General features: G+C 36.5%; 16 protein-coding genes. 6 read left to right on the top strand and 10 right to left on the bottom strand.

The features are described 5' to 3' along the window. Window positions 1-28 precede the first annotated feature (28 nt). From polA to J0L69_16670, 7 genes are all read right to left on the bottom strand, one after another. A complete protein-coding gene (gene polA, locus J0L69_16700; GenBank protein MBN8694836.1) occupies window positions 29-2,878 on the bottom strand; it encodes a DNA polymerase I in 2,850 nt (949 codons plus the stop codon). Window positions 2,879-2,945: 67 nt separating this feature from the next. Then, entirely contained in the window at window positions 2,946-3,413 is a 468-nt protein-coding gene (locus J0L69_16695) for a hypothetical protein (protein ID MBN8694835.1), read from the bottom strand. Window positions 3,414-3,576: 163 nt separating this feature from the next. Next, on the bottom strand, window positions 3,577-4,575 hold the full coding sequence (locus J0L69_16690) for a M28 family peptidase (GenBank protein MBN8694834.1): 999 nt from the start codon (window positions 4,573-4,575) through the stop codon (window positions 3,577-3,579). 3 nt (window positions 4,576-4,578) lie between these two features. Then, window positions 4,579-6,045 (bottom strand): cysteine--tRNA ligase, encoded by a 1,467-nt coding sequence (locus J0L69_16685; GenBank protein ID MBN8694833.1) that lies wholly within the window; start codon window positions 6,043-6,045, stop codon window positions 4,579-4,581. Window positions 6,046-6,126: 81 nt separating this feature from the next. Then, a complete protein-coding gene (locus J0L69_16680) occupies window positions 6,127-7,005 on the bottom strand; it encodes a hypothetical protein (GenBank protein ID MBN8694832.1) in 879 nt (292 codons plus the stop codon). A 154-nt stretch (window positions 7,006-7,159) separates the two neighbouring features. Beyond that, window positions 7,160-8,062, bottom strand: a complete 903-nt coding sequence (locus tag J0L69_16675) for a toxin-antitoxin system YwqK family antitoxin (protein MBN8694831.1) — start codon at window positions 8,060-8,062, stop codon at window positions 7,160-7,162. A gap of 142 nt (window positions 8,063-8,204) precedes the next feature. Further along, window positions 8,205-9,149 (bottom strand): NAD-dependent epimerase/dehydratase family protein, encoded by a 945-nt coding sequence (locus tag J0L69_16670; protein MBN8694830.1) that lies wholly within the window; start codon window positions 9,147-9,149, stop codon window positions 8,205-8,207. Between the two features lie 137 nt (window positions 9,150-9,286). Here J0L69_16670 and J0L69_16665 point away from each other — a divergent pair, with 137 nt between their 5' ends. The 6 genes from J0L69_16665 to der all read left to right on the top strand — a co-directional run bounded on the left by J0L69_16665 (window position 9,287) and on the right by der (window position 18,785). Then, window positions 9,287-10,372 (top strand): rhodanese-related sulfurtransferase, encoded by a 1,086-nt coding sequence (locus tag J0L69_16665; GenBank protein MBN8694829.1) that lies wholly within the window; start codon window positions 9,287-9,289, stop codon window positions 10,370-10,372. Between the two features lie 18 nt (window positions 10,373-10,390). Beyond that, window positions 10,391-10,930, top strand: coding sequence for a hypothetical protein (locus J0L69_16660; GenBank protein ID MBN8694828.1), 540 nt, complete (start codon window positions 10,391-10,393; stop codon window positions 10,928-10,930). A gap of 7 nt (window positions 10,931-10,937) precedes the next feature. Beyond that, window positions 10,938-12,095 carry a homogentisate 1,2-dioxygenase gene (locus J0L69_16655; protein ID MBN8694827.1) on the top strand — a complete coding sequence of 386 codons (1,158 nt, stop codon included), beginning with the start codon at window positions 10,938-10,940 and terminating at the stop codon, window positions 12,093-12,095. Window positions 12,096-12,452: 357 nt separating this feature from the next. After that, window positions 12,453-14,093, top strand: coding sequence for a tetratricopeptide repeat protein (locus tag J0L69_16650; protein ID MBN8694826.1), 1,641 nt, complete (start codon window positions 12,453-12,455; stop codon window positions 14,091-14,093). Continuing rightward, window positions 14,093-17,251, top strand: coding sequence for a SpoIIE family protein phosphatase (locus J0L69_16645; GenBank protein MBN8694825.1), 3,159 nt, complete (start codon window positions 14,093-14,095; stop codon window positions 17,249-17,251). Before J0L69_16650 ends, J0L69_16645 begins: the two co-directional genes overlap by 1 nt. A gap of 223 nt (window positions 17,252-17,474) precedes the next feature. Continuing rightward, window positions 17,475-18,785: a ribosome biogenesis GTPase Der gene (der, locus tag J0L69_16640; protein MBN8694824.1), complete on the top strand. Its 1,311-nt coding sequence runs from the start codon at window positions 17,475-17,477 to the stop codon at window positions 18,783-18,785. Here der and hemW read toward each other — a convergent pair. From hemW to J0L69_16625, 3 genes are all read right to left on the bottom strand, one after another. Continuing rightward, entirely contained in the window at window positions 18,782-19,903 is a 1,122-nt protein-coding gene (hemW, locus tag J0L69_16635; protein MBN8694823.1) for a radical SAM family heme chaperone HemW, read from the bottom strand. The genes der and hemW overlap by 4 nt on opposite strands. A 51-nt stretch (window positions 19,904-19,954) precedes the next feature. Next, on the bottom strand, window positions 19,955-20,356 hold the full coding sequence (locus J0L69_16630; GenBank protein ID MBN8694822.1) for a hypothetical protein: 402 nt from the start codon (window positions 20,354-20,356) through the stop codon (window positions 19,955-19,957). Between the two features lie 128 nt (window positions 20,357-20,484). Continuing rightward, window positions 20,485-22,833 carry a T9SS type A sorting domain-containing protein gene (locus J0L69_16625; GenBank protein MBN8694821.1) on the bottom strand — a complete coding sequence of 783 codons (2,349 nt, stop codon included), beginning with the start codon at window positions 22,831-22,833 and terminating at the stop codon, window positions 20,485-20,487. Window positions 22,834-22,888 lie beyond the last annotated feature (55 nt).

The raw sequence follows: 22,888 nt of genomic DNA, 5'->3' as shown, positions 1-22,888 counted from the left end.
AAAAGCGGGCAATGCCCGCTTTTTTTTATTAATGTGCTTCCAGCCAATTCACGCCAACACCCATTCCAACCTCCACGGGTACTTTTAATGGCAGGGCATGTTGCATGTGTTTTTCAATGATAGGTTTAATTAAATCTAATTCCGGTTTATAAACATCAAACACTAATTCGTCATGCACCTGTAATACCATGCGCGATTTAATATTCATTTTACTGAGTTCGCTATGGATATTAATCATCGCTACTTTTATCATGTCTGCCGCTGAACCTTGAATAGGTGCATTAATTGCGTTTCGCTCTGCAAAACTTCTGACAGTCGCGTTGCTGGATGTGATATCACGTAACCATCTTTTTCTACCTAATAAAGTTTTTACATAGCCATGTTCGCGTGCAAAATTCACTTGCCCATCCATGAATTTTTTGATGCCCTCATACTCTTTAAAATAATTATCGATGAGTTGTTTGGCTTCGGTGCGTGAAATATTTAAATTTTCTGCTAAGCCAAATGCGCCTTGTCCGTATATGATACCAAAGTTTACGCTTTTGGCTTTGTAACGCATGTCTTTTGTTACTTCATTTTCAGGAACACCATAAACTTTGGCGGCAGTTGCCGTATGAATATCTTTCCCGGCATTAAATGCTTCACACATTCCCGGATCACCACTCATAGAAGCAGCAACACGTAATTCTATCTGTGAATAATCGGCGCTTAATAAAACGTAATCTTCATTGCGTGGAATAAATGCTTTCCGAATCTGGCGACCACGCTCTGTACGAATCGGAATGTTTTGAAGATTGGGATTATCGCTACTTAATCGCCCGGTTACGGCTACAACTTGATTGAAAGAAGTATGAATGCGATGTGTTACACCGCTTACTAAATCGGGTAGGGCATCTACATATGTACTTTTTAATTTAACTAATTCCCGGTAATCTAAAATTTTGGAAATTATCGGATGTTTACCTTCGAGCTTAGCTAAGATGTCTTCGCTGGTGGCGTATTGTCCTGTTTTTGTTTTCTTCGGATTATCTACAATTTTCAAATATTCAAATAAAATTTCTCCTACTTGCTTTGGTGATGAAATATTGAATTTAGTACCGGCGAGTTGCTGAATTTCCTCATCTACTTTTGTAATGTCTTCTGCTAATTGCGCAGAGAAATCTTTCAAGCCTTTTACATCCAGATTAATTCCTTCGCGTTCCATGTCGGCTAACACAGTTATTAAAGGCACTTCTACTTCAGTAAATAATTTTTCCGTCTCAGTTTCTTTCAACTTCGGAACAAATTTGTCTTTTAATTGAAAGGTAACATCGGCATCTTCTGCTGCATAGTCTTTAATTTGCTCAACAGGAACATCACGCATGCTCAGCTGATTTTTTCCTCTTTTCCCAATTAACGTTTCTATACTAACGGGCGAATAATTCAGATAAGTTTCAGCTAACACATCCATGTTGTGACGCATGTCGGGCTGAATTAAAAAATGCGCGACCATGGTGTCCCACAGTTTGTTTTTAATGGAGATGTTATAGTTTTTTAAAATGTGATAATCGTATTTTATGTTTTGTCCTATTAAAATTTTGGATTCGTTTTCAAAAATGGGTCTTAGTTTCTCGAGTATTTTCTGCGCTTCATTTTTATCCGCAGGTATTGACACATAGTAAGCTTCATGCGCTTTGATTGAAAACGATAAACCTACAACTTCAGCTTCCAAAGCATTGAGTCCTGTTGTTTCAGAATCGAAACAATATTCCTGTACGGAATTTAAAACGGAAATAAGTTCATTTAATTTTTCATCTGTATCTACTAAAATGTATTGGTGTGCAACGGTTGAAATAGTTTCGTGATTTGTTTCCGGTTCAGACTCGCCGGCATCGCCATTTCCATTTTGCTCATTAAAAAAAGCAGCAGTCGAAAATAAATCTGTTTGTCCGTTCGATGCTTTTGCCTTGTATTCAGTTTTCTCTGAAGCTAAACTTTCGTTACCGCCAATATCTTCGCCCAATAAGGTTTGTCCAAGTCTTCTGAATTCAAGTTCCTTGAATAATTCACGCAAAGCATCTTTATTTAATTCTTTACGTACTAATTTTTGTTCGTCAAATTCAATCGGACAATCAATAATAATGGTAGCTAGTCGCTTTGATTGAATAGCCATTTCTTTATTATTTTCTACTTTCTCTTTTAATTTGCCTTTTAATTTATCAGTATTCTGTAATAGATTCTCAATGCTTCCGAAATCTTTTATTAATTGAATGGCTGTTTTTTCACCCACACCCGGAATCCCCGGAATGTTATCCACCTTATCACCCATTAAACCCAGGATATCAATTAATTCACCCACATTTCGTATTTCCCATTTCTTGCAAATATCTTCAACACCTAAAACATCTGCACCATTGCCTAAGCGGGCAGGTTTGTATATGTAAGTGTTTGCATCTACTAATTGGCCATAATCTTTATCCGGCGTCATCATGTAGGTGGTGTAACCTAAATTCTCAGCTTTGCGTGCGAGTGTACCTATCAAATCATCCGCTTCATAGCCGGGCAAACCAATCACTTCAATGTTAAAACCTTTAATTAAGTCTATGATAAGAGGAATGCTTGCGCGTAAATCTTCCGGCATTTCTTCGCGATTCGCTTTGTAGGCTTCAAACTCTTCGTGACGTTGAGTAGGGGCGTCGGTGTCGAATACCACAGCAATGTGACTTGGTTTCTCTTTATTTAGAATTTCGAGTAAAGTATTGGTAAAACCAAAAACAGCTGAGGTATTAAAACCTTTTGAGTTAATGCGTGGACTATTGCTGAACGCAAAGTAAGCGCGATATATCAATGCAAAAGCATCGAGTAAAAAAAGTTTTTTGTCGGTATTTTTTGTCAGCATAATATTTATTTAAATAAAAAAGCAAAGCCGTAAAATTCAGCTTTGCCTGAAAGTGTTTGCAGTAATTTTATTTTGATTTAGCCCAATCGTTGTATTGGTTCACGAGTTCCAATACTTTTTCAATCTCAAATTTCTTTTCTTCATCTTCGTCAGCAATATCGGGATTATCTTTCATTAATTCAGCTAATTGTTTTTTGTATTTATTTTGTTTGAGCTTAGTGTATTCGGTATCTCCGGGATTCGATACATAATAATCGCTCTTGTAACTGATTTCGTTCATTTGCATCACCTCGTACATCATTTCGTAAAGCATGAGTTTTCCGTTGCACAGAATTTTATAGAAGAGCATATCGCCTTCGTATTTGGCTGCAATAAAATGTTTGTTGTCGAAGCCGTATCCTTTTACTTTATCCGGTTTGTAATTTTTCTGAACACCACTTTCATCCTTAAAGAAAACCTTATTGTATTGATCAAATTCTTTTTTAGGGTTCATTTTGATTTCACCTTTCAAGGTGTCGCCTTTATCGTTTATCATATAACCTTTAACAAAGGTAATTTGGGCAAAACTAAAATTGCACAAGCCGCCTATTAATAGTGCGAATAGAAATAATTTAGTTGTTTTCATATTGTCATACAAAGAAAATAAAATTATTTCTCCTCTGAAATGAGGTGTTAGTAATTCAGTAAAATTGTTGAAATTACTCTTCGTTATAGAGTACTTCCAGCAGGGTTTGACCCACTGCCTTTAAAGTGTTCTTATCAATTGTGTTGATATCATCGGTGGTGGTGTGATGATGTTCAAAAAACTGATTGGTAACATGGTTGTAATGTAGAATATCCACGCAAGGAATGCCGGCAATTTTGTTAATGGCTGAATGATCGTCGGTCATTTCAGCCGATTCTTCTTGTATGAAATAATTACCGTATCCTAAGGTTTCTGCTGTATTCCAGATTTTATTGACTACATCATTTGCATGAAACACCGATAAACCTTCCTTAGGGAAGATGGCATTTTTAGCGCCTACCATGTCAAGTAATACACCGTATTTTGCTTTGTATCCCGGGCGATGCGGATTGCGTGACCAATCCAGTGAACCTAAGGCCCATGAATTCGGATCGCCGTTATCACCATAATCTTCCAAGTCAAATAAAATAATATCAATACCAACTCCCGGATTTTTGGCAGCAATATTTCGTGCAACTTCCATTAAAACACCAACGCCACTTGCTCCGTCGTTTACACCGGGACAAGGTTTTGTTTTGTTTTCAGGCTTTGGGTCTTTATCTGAAATAGGTCTGCTGTCATAATGCGCACACAATAATATTCTTGTTTTTGCTTCCGGATGAAAGGATGCAATGACGTTATCGATGCGCCATTGTTTTCCATCGTAAGTGTTCGTATTTCCACCCATTACTTTTACATTGGCGCCAAGTGATTTAAAAAAACTTTCGTAGTAAGCTACTGCTTTTTTGTGTGCGTTGCTGCCGGGTACACGCGGCCCCATATCACTTTGTTTAACGATATAGGCATAAGCACTATCCTGATTGAAATCGGGCGGAACTACACGCGGCTTCGCAGCAACCGTTGGGGTAGTAGCGGTTGTTGAATTGTCTTCAGTTGTTTCAGTTGATTTGTTTTCACAGGCAAAAAATGCAACAATAAAAACAATTGAAAGTAATCTTAATAAAAGTTTCATGATTTATAAATTCCAGGTAGCTCCGTCTTTTCCGTCTTTCACTTGAATGCCGGCAGCAGTTAACTTATTTCTAATTTCATCTGAAGTAGCGAAATCTTTATTGGCTTTGGCTTTCGCACGCATGTCTAATACCAATTGCATTACTTTTTCCAACGCTTCACTAGCTTTGCCACCTTCTTCTTCTACTTTTAATCCCATGATATCAATGATAAAATCATTGTAAATGGTTTTTAGTAAATCGATATCAGCTTGCGTTAACTGTGTTTTTTTATCGTTTGCCGAATTAATGATTCTTACAGCTTCAAATAAATGAGCAATGAGAACAGGGGTGTTGAAGTCATCATCCATGGCTTCATAACATTTAGCTTTCAGCTCAGGAATGTTTTCGGAAGAAGTTGCTGAAGCGCTTAGTTGCTGAAGCGTTTTGTAACTATCCATTAAGCGATTAAATGCTTTTTCCGAACCACTTAAAGCCTCATCACTGAAATCGAGTGTGCTGCGATAATGTGTTTGCATCATAAAGAATCTAACGGTCATCGGACTGTAGCCTTTACTTAACAAAGCATGATCACCGCTAAATAATTCTAAAGGTAAAAAACTGTTGCCGGCACTTTTACTCATGCGGGCACCGTTTACGGTAAGCATATTCGTATGCATCCAATAGTTAGCCGGCGATTTTCCGCAATAGGCAATATTTTGTGCAATTTCATTGGTGTGATGTGTAGCCTGAAGATCCATTCCTCCGCCATGTATATCAAATGTTTCGCCAAGATATTTTGTACTCATGGCAGAACATTCAATATGCCAACCCGGGAATCCCATGCCCCAAGGACTAGGCCATTGCATTAAATGTTCTGGTTTTGCTTTAATCCATAGCGCAAAATCCAATCGGCCTTTTTTCTCGTCTTGTCCGTCTAGCTCGCGCGTGTTTTCCAATAAATCTTCAAGTTTACGATTGGTAAGTTCACCGTAATTATTCGTTTTAGAATATTTTTCTACATCAAAATAAACTGTACCATTCACTTCGTAAGCAAATTTATTTTCAATGATCTTCTTCGCGATTTCTTGTTGCTCAATAATGTGTCCTGTAGCAGTTGGCTCAATGCTCGGCGGAAGTGTATTAAACAAGGCCATTATATCTCTGAAGCCAACGGTGTATTTTTGTACAATCTCCATTGGTTCAACCTGAAGTAGTTTAGCCTTCTTAGTAAACTTATCATCACCTTCATCACGATCGCCTTCTAAGTGACCGGCATCGGTGATGTTTCTTACGTAACGGACTTTATAACCTAAGTGTTTTAAATAGCGATAAATTAAATCAAAGGACATGAAGGTGCGGCAATTTCCTAAATGCACATCACTGTATACAGTGGGTCCGCAAACATACATCCCCACAAAAGGTGCGTTGATTGCTACGAATTTTTCCTTTTTCCGCGAAAGGGTGTTGTATAAATGTAAATTGTGAGTCATAAAAGAGCATCAAAGAAACGGAATATTGGAGAATAAAAAAAGACGGGCTAGCCGTCTTTTAATAATTATTGGGAGAAGAAATTAATTTTCTACCTGGGTATCGCCAACGTAACTGCCGTTTTTGTAAACCATCACGCGCTCTAATAAACCATTTTCGTTATAGGTATAAGCTTTACCATCCATTAAGCGGTTGTCTTTAAATATACCGTCTTTAGACACTTGTTTGTTTTTGTTGTAAAGAGTGTGTTTGCCATTAAGTGCAGTTGCACCGGTTGTCGGCTTTTCTTCTTTCGTAACAATGGCTTTAGGCATATCAGTACTTACTTTTTCAGGAACTTTAGCAACAGGCTTGGTGTTGTATTCTTTAATAGAAGCTACATCTACATTTCCTTCGTTAAAGTTTTTTGTAGCTTTTAATTCTCCGTTTTCATTGTATTCTTTTATAACGCCGGCTTCTTTTCCGTTTTTAAAATTCCCTTCAATGGCTAATTTATTGTTTTCATGATAATATTTTTGTTCCCCTTCGCGTTTTCCTCCTTCGTTAAAAGTAAAATCATGTTGAACATTTCCATTATCATAGTACATTTTATAATCACCTACCCAACGATTATTTTTCCATAATCCTTCTTCGTAAACTTTCCCGTTTTCATGGTAAGTAACAGCGTATCCATCGGGACGACCATTTACAAACGTTACTTTACTTTTAGGCTGACCGTTACAATAGTATTCTACCCATTGACCGGTTTTACGATTTTCTCTAAACTTACCTTCTTCGGCTTTTTGTTCCGGTTGGTAACACGGCTCATTTTTATCTTTACCGTATATAACCCAGGCTCCTTGTTTTTTCCCATTTACATCCACTAAATTAATAGTGTCTTTACCCATCAATTGAAATTTTGATGTTTGAGAAAATAAATTGCAGGCCCCAAATAAGGATATTGCTAAAAGTAGATTCTTCATAACAATAAATGTATAATATTCATAACGCAAAGTAAAGGCTAAATTAATTTAAGTTGAAAAAGTAATTAACCTGAAATTAACACTACGAGGGAGTTAGATTAAAATAAAAAAGGTGACCATAAGCCACCTTTTTAAATATATAAAACATTGATTTTTAGTTTTCTACCTGTGTATCACCCACGTAAATACCGTTTTTATACACTGCAATACGATTTAGGATTCCATTATCGTCATAAATATAGGCCTTACCATCCATTAAACGGTTATCTTTAAATACCCCGTCTTTCGTGATTTGCTTATTCTTATTGTATAAAGTATGCTGACCATTTAACACCATAGGACCTTTTGATGCCACCGCTTCATTTGGTTTTTCGTCTTTTGTAACAGTGATTTTCGGTGCATTTTCTACAGGGTTATCTGTAATTTTTACCATCGGTTTTTTAGGTTGGTATTCTTTAATTGAATTTACATCAACTAATCCATCCGCATAGTTTTTCTCTGCTTTAATATCTCCGTTTTCGTAATATTCTTTAATTACACCACTTTCTTTTCCGTTAGCAAATTCACCTTCAATTGCTAATTGACCATTTTCGTAAAAATATTTTTGGGGTCCTTCACGTTTTCCGCTTGCATTAAAGGCAAACTGGTGCTGAACTTCTCCGTTTTCGTAATATAATTTATAGTTACCTACCCAGCGATTTGCTTTCCAGGTTCCTTCTTCAGAAATTTTTCCGTTTTCGTGGTACATTATAGCGTAACCATCAGGGCGACCATTAACAAAGGTTAGCTTATTCTTCATGTTGCCATTACAGAAATATTCAATCCATTGTCCAGTTTTACGGTTTTCCTGGTATTTGCCTTCTTCCACTTTTGCATCAGCAGCATAGCATGTACCCGGCTTATGTTTCCCGTAAACAATCCATTTACCCTGTTTTTTACCTTGCGCGTCAATTAGATTAAAAGTATCCTTACCCGCAGGCCCACCCAACTCATACGATTGAGCCTGAGCCCAACCAAGTGAAGAGATAAATAAAGCTATTAACGTAAATTTTTTCATTCTTATATCAAATATATGTAAAACAAAATGAGTCAAAAATGTATTTTAGATAAATATGAACTTTTTTTCGATTAAATACTGACTATTATCAGTTACACCTTGTTTACGTAGGGTTTTGAATAGGGTTGCACTCTAAAAAAAATTATTTTTTTAGGTTTGAAAGCATGTTTTCACACAGTCTTTCAAGATTATAATGTTCCTTCCATCCCCAATGCTCACGGGCTTCGGAATCATTAATGGATGCAGGCCAACTATCGGCTATAGCTTGCCTAAAATCAGGCTTATAGGTGATGGAGAATTCTGGAATATGTTTCTTGATTTCTAATGCCATTTCTTTAGGAGTAAAGCTTAGTCCAGATAAGTTATAACTTGTTCTGATTTTTACCTTTTCAGATGGAACATGCATTAATTCTATGGTTGCTCTAATAGCGTCTTCCATATGCATCATTGGTAGCGCTGTATTTTCCGATAAAAAACACTCGTATTTCTTGTTTTTTAACGCTTCATGAAAAATGTGTACGGCGTAATCTGTGGTACCTCCACCTGGTGCTGATTTCCAGCCAATTAGGCCTGGATAACGGATGCTTCTCACATCCACGCTGTGTTTTTTATTATACCAATTACACCAGCCCTCGCCGGCTTGCTTACTGATTCCGTAAACCGTGCTTGGTTCCATTACGGTGTGTTGCGGGGTATTAATTCGTGGTGTAGTTGGTCCAAAAACCGCGATAGAGCTTGGCCAATATACTTTATTTATATGCTTTTCCTTGGCTAAATCCAACACATGAAAAAGGCCCTCCATGTTTAATTTCCAGGCAAAAGAAGGGTTTTGCTCACCCGTTGCAGAGAGTAATGCTGCCAATAAATAAACTTGTTTTATTTGGTACTTATTAATAATAGCAAAAAGTGCTTCCTTATTTAAAACGTCCAACGTTTCAAAAGGATTTTGGCTTAAAGCAGGTATTGGTTTTAAATCAGCCGCAATTACATTTTCATTGCCATATAATTTGCTGAGATTTTCCGTTAATTCAATTCCGATTTGACCACCGGCACCAATAATAAGTATTCTTTCGTTCTTATTGTACATACTTTATCGTGTAATTTATAGATATAAAAATCGTACCTTTACAAACCTAAACATAATTTTTGATTTGTTGAATTTTGAGAGTCAGAATTCAGGAATTAAAAGATAATAGTATAACCTGCAATTATACCTATTAAAGTATGGCATTATTAATTAACCGAATCGGAAAAGACGAGCTTAAAAAACGTCTTATGGAAGAAACGTTTCATCGCAAAACAGTTTCTTTTTATCGTTATGTAAACATCGAAGATCCCGCGCTTAAACGTGATGAGCTTTATAAAATGTGGTCGGATTTAAATTGCTTTGGTCGCATTTATGTAGCTCACGAAGGAATTAACGCTCAAATGAGTGTGCCTGAGCATAATTGGGATGAATTTGTGAAGCAATTATATGCGGATGAAAAATTTGCTAACGTGCCGTTTAAAATGGCCGTAGATAATAACGGAAAATCATTTTATAAATTGATTGTGAAGGTTCGCGATAAGGTAGTTGCTGATGGCATAAATGATCCTGATTTTAATCCTTCCAATACAGGAAATTATTTAAATGCACTGGAGTTTAACAAAGCCATAGAAGATCCCGATACCATTGTGGTTGATATGCGAAATCATTACGAAAGTGAGGTCGGTCATTTCGATCGTGCTTTTTGTCCGGATGCCGATACTTTTCGAGAGGAGCTACCTTTAGTTGTTGAGCATTTAAAAGGGAAAGAGGATAAAAAGGTAATCATGTATTGCACCGGCGGCATTCGCTGTGAGAAAGCGAGCGCTTATTTAAAGCACAAAGGATTTAAGGATGTAAATCATTTGCAAGGAGGTATAATTAAATATGCTGAAGAAATAAAACAATTAGGTATTGAAAGTAAATTTCGCGGCGTAAATTTTGTTTTTGATGAACGTGTAGGAGAGCGTATTACCGATGATATTTTATCCAAATGTCATCAATGTGGAAAACCATGCGACCGACATGTTAATTGCAAAAACGACGATTGTCATTTGTTGTTCCTTCAATGTACTGAATGTGAGGAAAAAATGAACGGATGTTGTACCCCTAAATGCAAAGAAATTGCCGCTCTTCCAATAGATGAACAAAGGAAATTGAGAAAAGGTCGTATGAAAAATGGTCCAGAGTGCTTGTCGGTTTATAAAAGCCGTTTACGCCCCAATCTTTCCGAATTAATAAAAAAAGATTTATCTTTATCTGAATCATTTAAATCGAACACTTAACGCACTAAACTTAAAGAAATGAAAAAAATTGTTTTGTCATTTATCGTAGCATTTTCATTATTACTTGTTTTTTCATGTAATAAAAAAGAAATCATTGAATTTGATATGCCATATACTACTGATATCGTTTTACCTGTATCGAGTTTTACTGCCGGAACTATGCACACGTTTACAACGCAAAGCATTTGGACACGTGCAGGAGAATTATTTGATGCACAAGGAACAAATTCTGACATCGTTGGAGAAATCACTTATACAAAATTCAATTTGGCAGTTAAAACTCCAACTACCGGTAATTTTAATTGGCTGGATCAAATCCGTTTTTATGTTCAGGCAGAAGGCCAGCCTGAATTAGAAGTAGCATCCAAGTACGATGCCGGAAGTGATAGCATTCCGCCAAACGCTAAATCATTTGACTTAAAGTTTACAGAGGCCAACATGAAAAATCGTTTTGTGGAAAATGCAATTACATATAAAATTAAATTGTTACCACGAAACGTTCCGGTTACAACAACGTTAACATTAACACATAACCTTCACGTTAAGGCTATCAAGTAATTTAACTATGCCTATTTATCATAAACTGGGTAATTTCCCTCAAAAACGACATACCGTTTTTCAATCAAAGCAGGGGAATCATTATTACGAACAATTATTTGGTACGGAAGGATTCAGCGGATTCTCTTCTCTACTTTATCATGTTCATCGTCCTACTCAAGTAAAGGAAATCATTAAAAGTTATTCGGTAGAACCAAAAATTGCTATTGAAAAAAACATTAAAGCACTTTTATTAAAGGGATTCCAAATTAAACCTCAAGATGATTTTTTAGATAGTCGTAAAGCTGTTTTGGTGAATGGCGATTGTCATATAGGATTAGCCGCTCCAAAGCAAAGTATGCGTACTTATTTTTATAAGAATGCGGATGCCGATGAAATGCTTTTTATTCATAAGGGAAAAGGTGTATTGCGCACTTTCATGGGAAATATTCCTTTCGAATACGGAGATTATTTAATTATTCCTCGCGGAATGATTTATCAAATGGAATTTGAAACTTCTGATAATCGTATTTTTTATGTAGAGAGTTTTGCTCCGTTTTATACGCCAAAGCGCTACAAAAACGCGTCAGGACAATTACTCGAACATTCTCCTTTCTGTGAACGCGATTTTAAATTGCCAACCGAATTGGAAACGCATGATCAAAAAGGCGATTTCTTAATCAAAATAAAAAAGGAAGGTATGATGCATGAAGTAGTTTATGCTACGCATCCTTTTGATGTCATTGGTTGGGACGGTTACAATTTTCCTTGGGGATTTTCCATTCATAATTTCGAACCATTAACAGGTCGCGTTCATCAACCACCCCCTGTGCACCAAACTTTCGAAACCTCGACGTTTGTAGTTTGTTCTTTTTGTCCGCGTTTATACGATTATCATCCGCAAGCAATTCCGGCTCCCTATAATCATAGTAATATAGATAGCGATGAAGTGCTTTATTATGTGGATGGTGATTTTATGAGTCGTAACAATATTGAACAAGGACATATTACTTTGCATCCAAAAGGAATTCCGCATGGTCCGGCACCGGGAGCAATGGAAAGAAGCATCGGTCAAAAAGAAACAATGGAATTGGCTGTTATGGTTGATACTTTTCGTCCGCTAATGGTTACTGAAGAAGCCATGGCTATTGATGACGGTAAATATTATAAAAGTTGGGTAGAATAAAATCAAGGTTGGTGAATGCCAACCTTTTTCACTTAAATAAATTGTAGTATCAAAACGATTGTAAATATCTGCTTATTCTTTTTTTGTTTTACAAATTACTTTTCTCAAACCACCTTAAGCGATACTTCTTATGTTTCTATTGATAAGGATTCGCATGACACTATTGTTGTTGCTAATTTATGCGAAAATTTTTCAGTAGCAGTTAAGCGTAAAGATTTTAAAAATTCAGATGTTTATTTTAACGAGGCTATTCAATTAATTGAAAAATCCAAGTACAAAGCAGGACTTCTCTCACTAATCTACAAAATTGATGCGGATTTAATTCTAATAGGAAATTATCGTAAAGCAATTGAATATTTGTTTGTATTAAAGAAGCTAAGTGAAAAACTTGAGTTTCATGAACAAACATCCATCATTATAAATTCTATTGGGATTATCTATTGGCAGCAAGGAAACCCAAATCAGGCTTTATTATTATACAGCGAAAATCTTGCACTCATTAAAAGGACCGGCATTAAAGGTGATTTAGCGGCGGCATATAACAACATTGGTTTAGCCTACCGCCAACTTAATCAACTTAAAAGAGCAGTTGCGTTTTATACGAAGTCGTTACAAATGTGTATTGCCAATAATGATTATAGAAGTCAGGCTAACGCCTACAATAACCTCGGTACCATTTATCAACTTGAAGGCAATTACATGAAGGCATTGTACTATCATAATAAGTCGCTTGAAATAAGAATGAATGTTGGTGATAGCATAGGAATTTCAATGTCATTGGGGAATATGGGATTTACAAATCTTGAACTCAGAAACTATGAAGGGGCTTATAACAATCTGATTCGGGCTTATGGTATTTCAAAAAGATTGAATGATCCTGAAGGTGTGAAAGAAACAAGCGAAGGTTTAAGCAGATATTATGAGATAATGAATAATCCCGATTTAGCATTTAAATATTATAAAGAATTTATTTCCACCCGCGATACGCTGATGGGTGAAGAGGTTAAGAAGGAATTACTCATGAAAGAACTGCAATATAAGTACGAGCAAGAGGAACAAAAGCGGGAAGTCGAAGTGCAGGCAGAAAAGCTGAAGCAACAGCTGTACACTTTCATGGTATTGGTGATTTTAGCAATTGTACTAATATTTTCTTTCTTGTTATATAAACGATTTGCCTTAACTCAAAAACAAAAAGATGTAATTGAAAAGCAAAAGAAATTGGTTGAGGAGAAGCAGACAGAAATTACTGATAGCATTCAGTATGCGAAAAGAATTCAAACAACTTTGTTAGCGCATAAAGAATTCTTGAATAAAAATATCCCGGAGTATTTCGTGTATTATCGTCCGAAGGATATTGTAAGTGGCGATTTTTATTGGGCCACCCACACCGAAATTCCAAATCACAAGGAAGAAGGAAGTTTTTATTTAGCGGTGTGTGATAGTACCGGTCATGGTGTACCGGGCGCGTTTATGAGTTTGTTGAACATCACGTTTTTAAATGAAGCCATTAATGAAAAAGGAATTTATCAGCCTAATGAAGTTTTTAATCATGTGCGCAAACGATTAATAGAAAGTATTTCGCAAGATGGCGGGCAGGAGGGAATGGATGCAATATTAGTGCAGTTTAATAAGAAAGATCTAAGTATTAATTACGCCGCTGCAAACAATCCGCCGGTTGTAGTTCGTAACAATCAAGTTATGGAATTACCTTATGATAAATTACCGGTCGGACAAAGCGAATCCGAAAGCCAATTCAATAATTACTCTTTTCAATTACAAAAGGATGATATGTTGTACTTATTTACGGACGGATATGCGGATCAATTTGGCGGACCAAAGAGCAAAAAATTCATGTATCACCGACTCAATGAATTATTAGTATCTATACATCATTTGCCGGTAAGTAAACAACAAACAGCCTTAGCCGATGCATTCGAAAATTGGAAGGGTGCATTGGATCAAATTGATGATGTTTGCATAATTGGTATCAGAATATAGTGCGCTCAATTTTTATATACGGTTTTATTTTTTGCACAGCTTATCTGAGCAAAGCACAACAATATAATTTCCGAACTTATAATGTTCGTGAAGGCCTCGGGCATTCTCAAGTGTCACAAATCATTCAAGACGAAAAGGGATATATCTGGATGACATTATTTGGTGGAGGTATTTCTCAATTCAATGGCAAGGATTTTTTTAATTATGGAGAGAAAAATGGTTTATGTAGTAACTTAACCCGTCCAATAATTAAAGACCACACAGGTAAATATTGGATCGGAGCTCTTGGTGGAAAATTATGTATTTACGATGGTAAAATTTCAAAACCATTCTCAGCACCCGGCGATTCTGTACCCGATAAGATTTACAGTATTCTGGAAGACGATCAGTACAATATATGGTTGGGTACAGAACAAGGAGTATTTATTTACGACGGTAAAAAGGTAAAACATTTAAACGGAGCAAATGACCCACCGCAAGTTCCGGTGATGCATGTGTTTCAAGATTCCAAGAAGAATATTTGGATTGCACCTTGGGAAAGCGGTGTGTTTTTTTACAATGGAAAAACGTTTAAGGCTTATTCCATGCAAGACGGACTTTCCTATCACACGGCAATGGGTTTTAGTGAAGATGAAAATGGTAATGTTTGGATAAATACATTCAAAGGAGTTTCTAAATTTAATTATAAAGCCGATGAACCTAGCATCGCTAAATTTTCAAATCCTCTCTTGGATAGCACGCTTGTTTTTAAAGCAGTTGACGATGGTAAATCAACACTTTATTTTGCAACCAGTGGTACAGGTGTAGTTTGTTACAATTACAAAACGCAAACAACTTCTCGCATGTCTGTAAAAAACGGATTGCCCGGAAATATTATTTACAATATTTTCAAAGATCATGAAAGTAATTTATGGTTGAGTTGTTGGGGTTATGGCCTCACGAAGTTTTCGGGAAATCGATTTATTCATTATACAACGGCTGACAGATTACTCCACAACTCCGCGCAATGTATGGTGCAAGATAATGACGGTAAACTTTGGATAGGAAGCGGTAATGGTTTAAATATTTTGCACAAAGGAGAGATAACTACACCGATTAGAGAAATTGCAAATGAAACTGTTTTCTCCATCGTGAAGGATAAGCAGAATGGAATTTGGTTCTCAACCACTAAGGCAATTTATTATTATAAGGACGCGAAGTTGAAAAAGTACAATGAAAAAGATGGAATAAAAGCGTTTCCCGCCACTGCCATGGCAATCGATAATACAGGTAATTTGTGGATGGGTTCCTGGTCGGGTGGTGTCACAAAGTTTGATGGAAAAACATTTTTAAACTATACAGTGAACGATGGATTAAGTAGTTTGTATATCTATTCATTTTATCCTGATTCTAAAAATAATCTTTGGGTTTGTACATGGGATGGCGGATTGTGTAAACTAAGCGGCAATGAATTCAGCTATTTTAAAACTTCAAACGGATTGCCAAACAATAACGTGATGGCGGCACGTGAGGATAAACAAGGTAATTTATGGGTGGGAACTTACGGTGGTGGTGTGGCTAAATTTGATGGCAAGAAATTTCACACGATTTCAACGGCAAATGGATTGAGTGATGATGCGTGTAACGGAATTTTATTCGATGAGCAAAATAACTTATGGGTCGCCACCGCAAAAGGGTTAGATAAAATCGATATCGATCTCTTTAATAAATCCGGAAAAATAAATGTACGACACTATGGGGCAGAAGAGGGATTTCCGGCTCTTGAATGTTTGCGTAACGCGCTTTATAAAACTTCCGACGGTAAACTTTGGTTCGGCACTAAATCCGGTTTAAGCTGTTACAACGCTGAAGAGGATTTTGTAAATGCAAAAGAACCACTCACTCAAATAACGGATATCAAATTATTTTTTGAGCCTGCTAACTTTAAACCTTTTTGCGATAGCATTCATCCTGCAACTGCCTTACCCGTGAACTTGCAATTACCTTATTTTAATAATCATCTTACTTTTAATTTTGTTGGTATAAGTTATGCTGCGCCCGAAAAAGTTAGATATAGATTTTGGTTGGAAGGCGCTGATAAGGATTGGTCGCCGGTAACAAATAAAACAGAAGCCACTTATTCAGGATTGCAGCCGGGTAAATATGTTTTTAAAGTAATAGCTTGTAATAATGATGGTGTTTGGAATAAGGAGGAAGTAAAGTTCGCATTCGAAATTTTGCCTCCGTGGTATAAAACCTGGTGGGCCTATTTGTCATATCTGCTGGTTGGCGCAGTTATTTATTTCGGAACAGTTCAATGGCGAACGAAGCGTTTGAAGCAGGAAAAAGAAAAGTTAGAGCAAGTTGTAAAGGAAAGAACCTCGGAAATTGTACAGCAGAAAAATTTAGTTGAAGAAAAGAATAAGGAGATTACAGATAGCATTCAGTATGCGAAAAGAATTCAGTCAACTCTATTAGCGCATGCTGAATTCATAAGCGAGCATATTTCTGACAACTTTGTTTTCTTCAAACCAAAAGATATTGTGAGTGGCGATTTTTATTGGGCAACGTATGCTAAATCTTCTGCGGATAATGGTAATTTCTATCTTGCAGTATGTGACAGTACGGGTCATGGTGTGCCGGGCGCATTCATGAGTTTATTAAATATTAGTTTTTTAAATGAAGCCATTAACGAAAAGAAAATCACGGAACCGGGCGATGTATTCAATTATGTGCGTTCACGTTTAATTGAAAATGTTTCTCAGGATGGAGGACGTGATGGTATGGATGGAATTTTAATTTGCTACAATAAAAATCAAAATTATTTCACCTATGCATCGGCGCATAACAAACCGATTTTAATTCGTGATGGAAAATTGGCTGAGTTAAGTGCGGATAAGATGCCGGTGGGACAGGGTGAACGTCAGGAATCTTTCAAAACATACAGAGTTGAATTGCAAAAGGGCGATACGCTTTATTTGTATACGGACGGTTTTGCAGATCAATTTGGCGGACCAAAGGGCAAAAAGTTTAAATACAAACAACTTAATGAACTTTTACTGAGCCTTCATAATTTGGAATTATCTATACAAAGGGAAGAGCTACATAAGCAATTTAATAGCTGGAAAGGCAATTTGGAGCAAGTAGACGACGTATGTGTTATTGGTATTCGGGTTTAAATCATTTACCACAGAGGAACAGAGAGGAAAGAGAAGTAAAGAAAACTCTCTGCGTCTTTGCGTCTCAGCGTGCAACTTATTATATATATAGATCAAACTCTATATTTATCCGCGTTATCTGCAGCAATGGACTTGCAAATCAATGATATTCTTTAGTTTATTGACTTAACCCAATCATTAAACTCCCAATTAATCCCGAAATTATTAGTACTTTTGCGCCGTTATGCCAAACATTGTTGCCATAGTAGGCCGTCCCAACGTAGGGAAATCAACCCTTTTTAATCGTATTACCGAAACCCGTCAGGCTATTGTTGACGAAGTTGCCGGTGTTACGCGCGACCGCCATTATGGAAAGGGAACCTGGAATGGCGTTGAATTTTCTTTAATTGATACCGGTGGTTATATACAAGGAAGTGACGATGTTTTTGAAGATGAAATTCGCCGCCAGGTACAAATTGCTATTGATGAAAGTAGCGCTTTGTTATTTGTGGTGGATGTGAATGAAGGTGTAACGGATTACGACAAAGAAGTAGCTAGGATTATTCGCAAGAGTAAAGGCAAGAAAGTTTTGTTAGTAGCGAATAAGGTAGATAATCACGAACGCGCTGCCTATGCTGCCGATTTTTATCAGTTGGGATTAGGAGAGGTGTATACTGTTTCTGCCATCAATGGAAGTGGTACCGGTGATTTATTGGATGCTTTAGTAAAAATTTTACCGCCTGAAGAAAAGGCATTAAATGATATTGAATTACCACGTATTGCTATTGTAGGTCGCCCGAACGTTGGGAAATCTTCTTTAACCAACGCTTTATTGGGTGAAGAAAGAAATATTGTTACGCCTATCGCCGGAACTACACGCGATACGATTAACTCTCGCTACACAAAATTTGGTTACGACTTCTGGTTAATTGATACAGCCGGAATGCGTAAAAAGGCAAAGGTCCATGAAGACCTTGAATTTTATAGCGTGATGCGTACTATTAACGCGATTGAAAACTGTGATGTGTGTTGCTTGATGATTGATGCAACGCAAGGAATCGAAGCGCAGGACTTGGCTATTTTAAGTTTAGTAGAAAAAAACCGCAAGGGTTTAGTGATATTGGTAAACAAATGGGATTTAGTAGAGAAGGAAACCAACAGTGCGCGCGATTTTGAAGAAAAAATTAAGGAGCGTATTGCACCATTCAGAGATGTGCCTATTTTATTTATTTCAGTTTTGGAGAAGCAACGTTTAATGAAAGTGGTGGAAACAGCGATGCATGTTTACGAAGTCATGAAGCGTCACATCCCAACGCGTAAATTGAATGACTTTATGTTGCCATTAATGGAAAATTTTGCACCACCGGCCATTAAAGGAAAGTATGTAAAGGTGAAATATGTTACGCAATTAAAGCATCAGCCAACCATTATTTTGTATTGTAACTTACCGCAATATATTACCGAATCGTATAAGCGTTTTTTAGAAAATAAATTACGTGAAGAGTTTGACTTCAGCGGCGTACCATTAGTGCTATCGTTTAGAAAGAAAAACTAAGCAAACAAATCCATTGCAATTTTATCGGCGAGTAATTGCCCTTTTTTAGTAAGACGATAAACGGTATTTTCTTTTTCGTATAGAGAGATATTCTGTTTTTCTATTTCATCAACAAAATGCTTTACATATTCGGCACCTAAATTATTTTGAATGTAAGCTATATCGCATCCCCATATCGTACGTAATCCTGTTAAAACATATTCGTTGTATCGGTTTTCAGGTGTGAGATTTTCAATTTCAAAGTAAGTGCTGTTTTCGCTAATGGCTTTAATATAAGTGTTATTATTAGCCACATTCCATTGCCGCGTTTTTCCATTAAAGGAATGCGCAGATGGACCTAATCCTAAATATTTTTCTCCTTTCCAATAATTACTATTGTGAACAGCGATATATCCCGGCTTGGCGAAATTGCTGATTTCATAATGAATGAATCCGTTTTTTTCTAACATTTCAATCATGATTAGAAACTGCTCGGCACTTTTTTCATCATCCACTTCTTTTTCTTTTCCTTTTAGCACGTCAATTCCTAATTTGGTTTTTTTCTCAACAGTTAAATTGTAAGAAGAAATATGCTGCACATTTAAATCAATGGCTTTTTGTAAAGTTTGTTTCCAGCTTTCAATTGTTTGAAATTTGGAACCGTAAATTAAATCGATGGTAATATTATTAAAGCCTGCTTCTTGCGCTGCTTTAATACAGGTTTCAGATTCTTTTGCGTTATGCGCGCGATTCATCCATTTCAGTTCATCATCATTAAAACTTTGCAAACCCACACTTAAGCGATTAACGCCGACTTCTTTCAATTCTTTTAATTTTTCTTTATTTAAGTCGTCAGGATTGCATTCTAATGTAATCTCAATCTGTTTATCCCAGGTAAAATATTTTTTTAATGTGTCGAATATGCTTTGTAATTCTTCCTGACACAATATACTCGGAGTTCCTCCGCCAAAATAAATACTGTGGATGGAATTCGTTTCTAAATAATCTTTACGTAATTCAATCTCCTTACAAAGTGCCTTTACAAATTCGGGTTTGTTTTTTAAAAGTGTGGAGAAATGAAAATCACAATAAGTGCAGGCCTGCTTGCAAAATGGAATATGTAAATAAATGCCTGCCATAAAATAAAAAACCGCGGTGTTTAGCCGCGGTTTCAAAATTAAAACTAATTATTAGTCGTGTGCTTCATTTTTTGCCTGTTTCTCTTGCATTTTTTTCTTATGCTCAGCCCACTTCACTTGTTGTTCTGCGTTTAAAATGCTGTTAACGTTAGCGAAGAATTTATCGTTATTCGCTTTACGTTGCTCTTTTAATTTTGGTCTTTCTTCTTTGCTTGTAGTTTTAGCTTGTTCGCGTAAAGCTTTATTGCTTCTTGCTCTCTCCAAAGAGTATACTTTAAACTTTGCAGCCTGATCGGTACTTAAACCCAATTTTTCGGTAGCATTTTTTGTTTCTTTATCTGCTCTTTGTTCAGGTGTCATGTTTTCCTGAGCAGCTTTTTTAGCATCGTTTTGTGCGGCAGCTGTAAAAGTTAAAGCACTAAATGCAGCTAATGTTAAAAGTATTTTTTTCATGTGTTTATTTTTATTGTTTTCTGTTTGACTACAAATATTAAGCTAAGTTTAAAAAAAAAGGTTGGTTTTGCAACATTTAACCTTTTTTTAATGATTGAATACCAAGCTAAAATTAGTAAAGCTACTTTTTAACGGTTTAAAGCCAGTTTTTTAACTGTTTTTTGCTGTCCGTTACTGAGTTCAATAAAGTAGAGTCCGCTTTGTAAAGCACTTAAATCTAATTTTAAATTGCTTTCATTTTCAGCTAAACTCACCTTATTTAAAACTACCTGACCAAGCTCATTATAAATTACAATATCCCATTTTTCGTTTCCATTATTGCTTAATGTTATCTGTCCGTTACTAGGATTAGGGAACATGCGTATATCATCATTTAAGGCTAAGTCTTTTACATCGCTGGTTGTGGCAGTCAATTTACGTACCAAAAATTCGTCAAAATAGAAGCCATCCTGATTTTCGAAATTATCGGAAGTTAAGGTGAAGCGAATTAATAAGTTTTGTCCTAAATAATCGCTCAAGTTCATCTCTTCTTTTACGAATAATTCTTGTAAGCCATCATACATAGGCGTTGTACCGCCAAAAGAGGCTGGTGCGGTTTCATGTTTTCCGCAAAGTGGTTGCCAGGTACTTCCTCCATTAATGCTACCAAATATCTGCACCTTATCATAATTCTTCTCTAATTGAAATTTGGTGAAGTATTGTAAATGTGCATAAGTTGCATTGGTTAAATTAAGCGGTGTTATTAAGCTAATGCTTTTGTTCTGACTTGCACTGTAATTTCCGCCCGGACTATCAGCAATACTACCCGGACCAATTTTAAATTTGGAAGTGGATACACCCCAACCACCGGCATTCCAATTGGTAGTGGTGTTGCATGGATCATTTAATACAGTGACAGCATTACCATACACTTTAGTTATGGTATCGTAATGTGTATAAATACCATTGTTCACTGCTAATAAATATTTAATGTTTTGCCCTGAAGATAAACTTCCGCTAAGGTTGAAAGAAATTGAATCCGTTAAACTTTGATTTAATGTTAATGCAGGATAAACTTTTGCGCTGCCGGTTGAAGCAATTCCGGTTCCTACCGGTACGATAGAAACAGTAAAGCTTCCATTTTCTAATCCTAAGCGTTGTAAATCATATTTAATATAACCGTTATTAAATAAAAAATGATCTTGTGCATCTTTTACCAATGCAAAATTGGTGACAAGTTTTGCCAAGTTTAAATTTTGATTGAATGTTGTTTTACAAATATTAAGGATACGCGAACTGGCCGGCCAAAAACCATCGGATGCAGCTCCTGCTTCCGGCGTCATTGATAAAATTTTTGGTTTGCTGGTTTGTTCCCCATACATCCAGTCATCACTGTCGCCATTCGTAACGTAATTGACAGTTTGGTCGCCGGTACCATATAAAAAGCGACTTGTTTCACACATGTAAATACTCCAATTTACATATGTTGCTGAATCAGGGGTGTAAAAACTAGGAATGTATCCCCACGGGTAAATTAAGAGATTACTGTATGTGTGTGCATTTAATGCTGTTTTAAATTGACGGGCATTACAAAAATTGCGCATGGCTTGTGTTTCAGGTTCAGAGAATGCAGCTGTGCCTCTGTACGTATCCGAACTTGGAGTGGGTGAGGAACCTGTATTATCATAACCCCAATGACCTCCATAGTTTCTGTTTAAGTCAACACCAAAAGTAGTCCCGTTATTTCTTCTGTTTTTGCGCCACATGCCACCACCATTCGGATTGGTTGAACGGTTGTATTCATAACCGTCAGGATTAACGCAAGGGACGAAGTACATTTCTGTGTTATCTACTAAAAATTTAATATCCGGATTGGTATTATAATTCTCCAGCAAATACCACATGTAAAAAATAAGTTGTGAAAGGGAAGCGGCTTCGCGGGCATGATGCAATGCGTCGTATAATACTTCCGGTTCATTTTCATCTACACCCGGATTATCTGATATTTTTAAATACCAAATATTACGACCTTCGATACTTTGCGGACTTAAAGCTTGTTTTGCTGTAATTAAGTTAGGATAGAGCAAAGTCATGCTATCTAAAATGTTTTGCATTTCTGCTAAAGTGAAATACCCCCCCATGCTTCCTAGATGAAAGCGACTTGGTTTTATAACGGTTGGCGCATTACAGTCAACAGGCGCTAATGTTTTATTGAGGTAATCTTGCTTGATGCGTTCTTCATAATAAGAAGCTAAATCGCTAATAATTATTTTGTGCGGAATATTATTTTGTTTCAATATCGCCACTTCACTTTCGGAAATCTCACTAATGATTTGCTCGCCCTTCACTTCAGAATGGTCGATGGTGATGCCAAGATCTAATAACTGTTTGGCAATACCTACTGCGCCTGTAATTTCTACTTTATGGTATTTTTCAACTTGAGAAAAAAGGAGATTGCAAGCGGCAATCAATAAAAATGTAAACGTAAGTTTTTTCATAGTGCAGAATTATTAATGTAAGGTACATCAATAAGTCTGCAATTGCAAGGGGGCA

Source organism: Bacteroidota bacterium (assembly GCA_017303905.1).
Taxonomy (GTDB): domain Bacteria; phylum Bacteroidota; class Bacteroidia; order B-17B0; family Aurantibacillaceae; genus JAHEYG01.
Note: the sequence above shows the minus strand (reverse complement) of the source record. Positions and strands in the feature narration are given on the sequence as shown.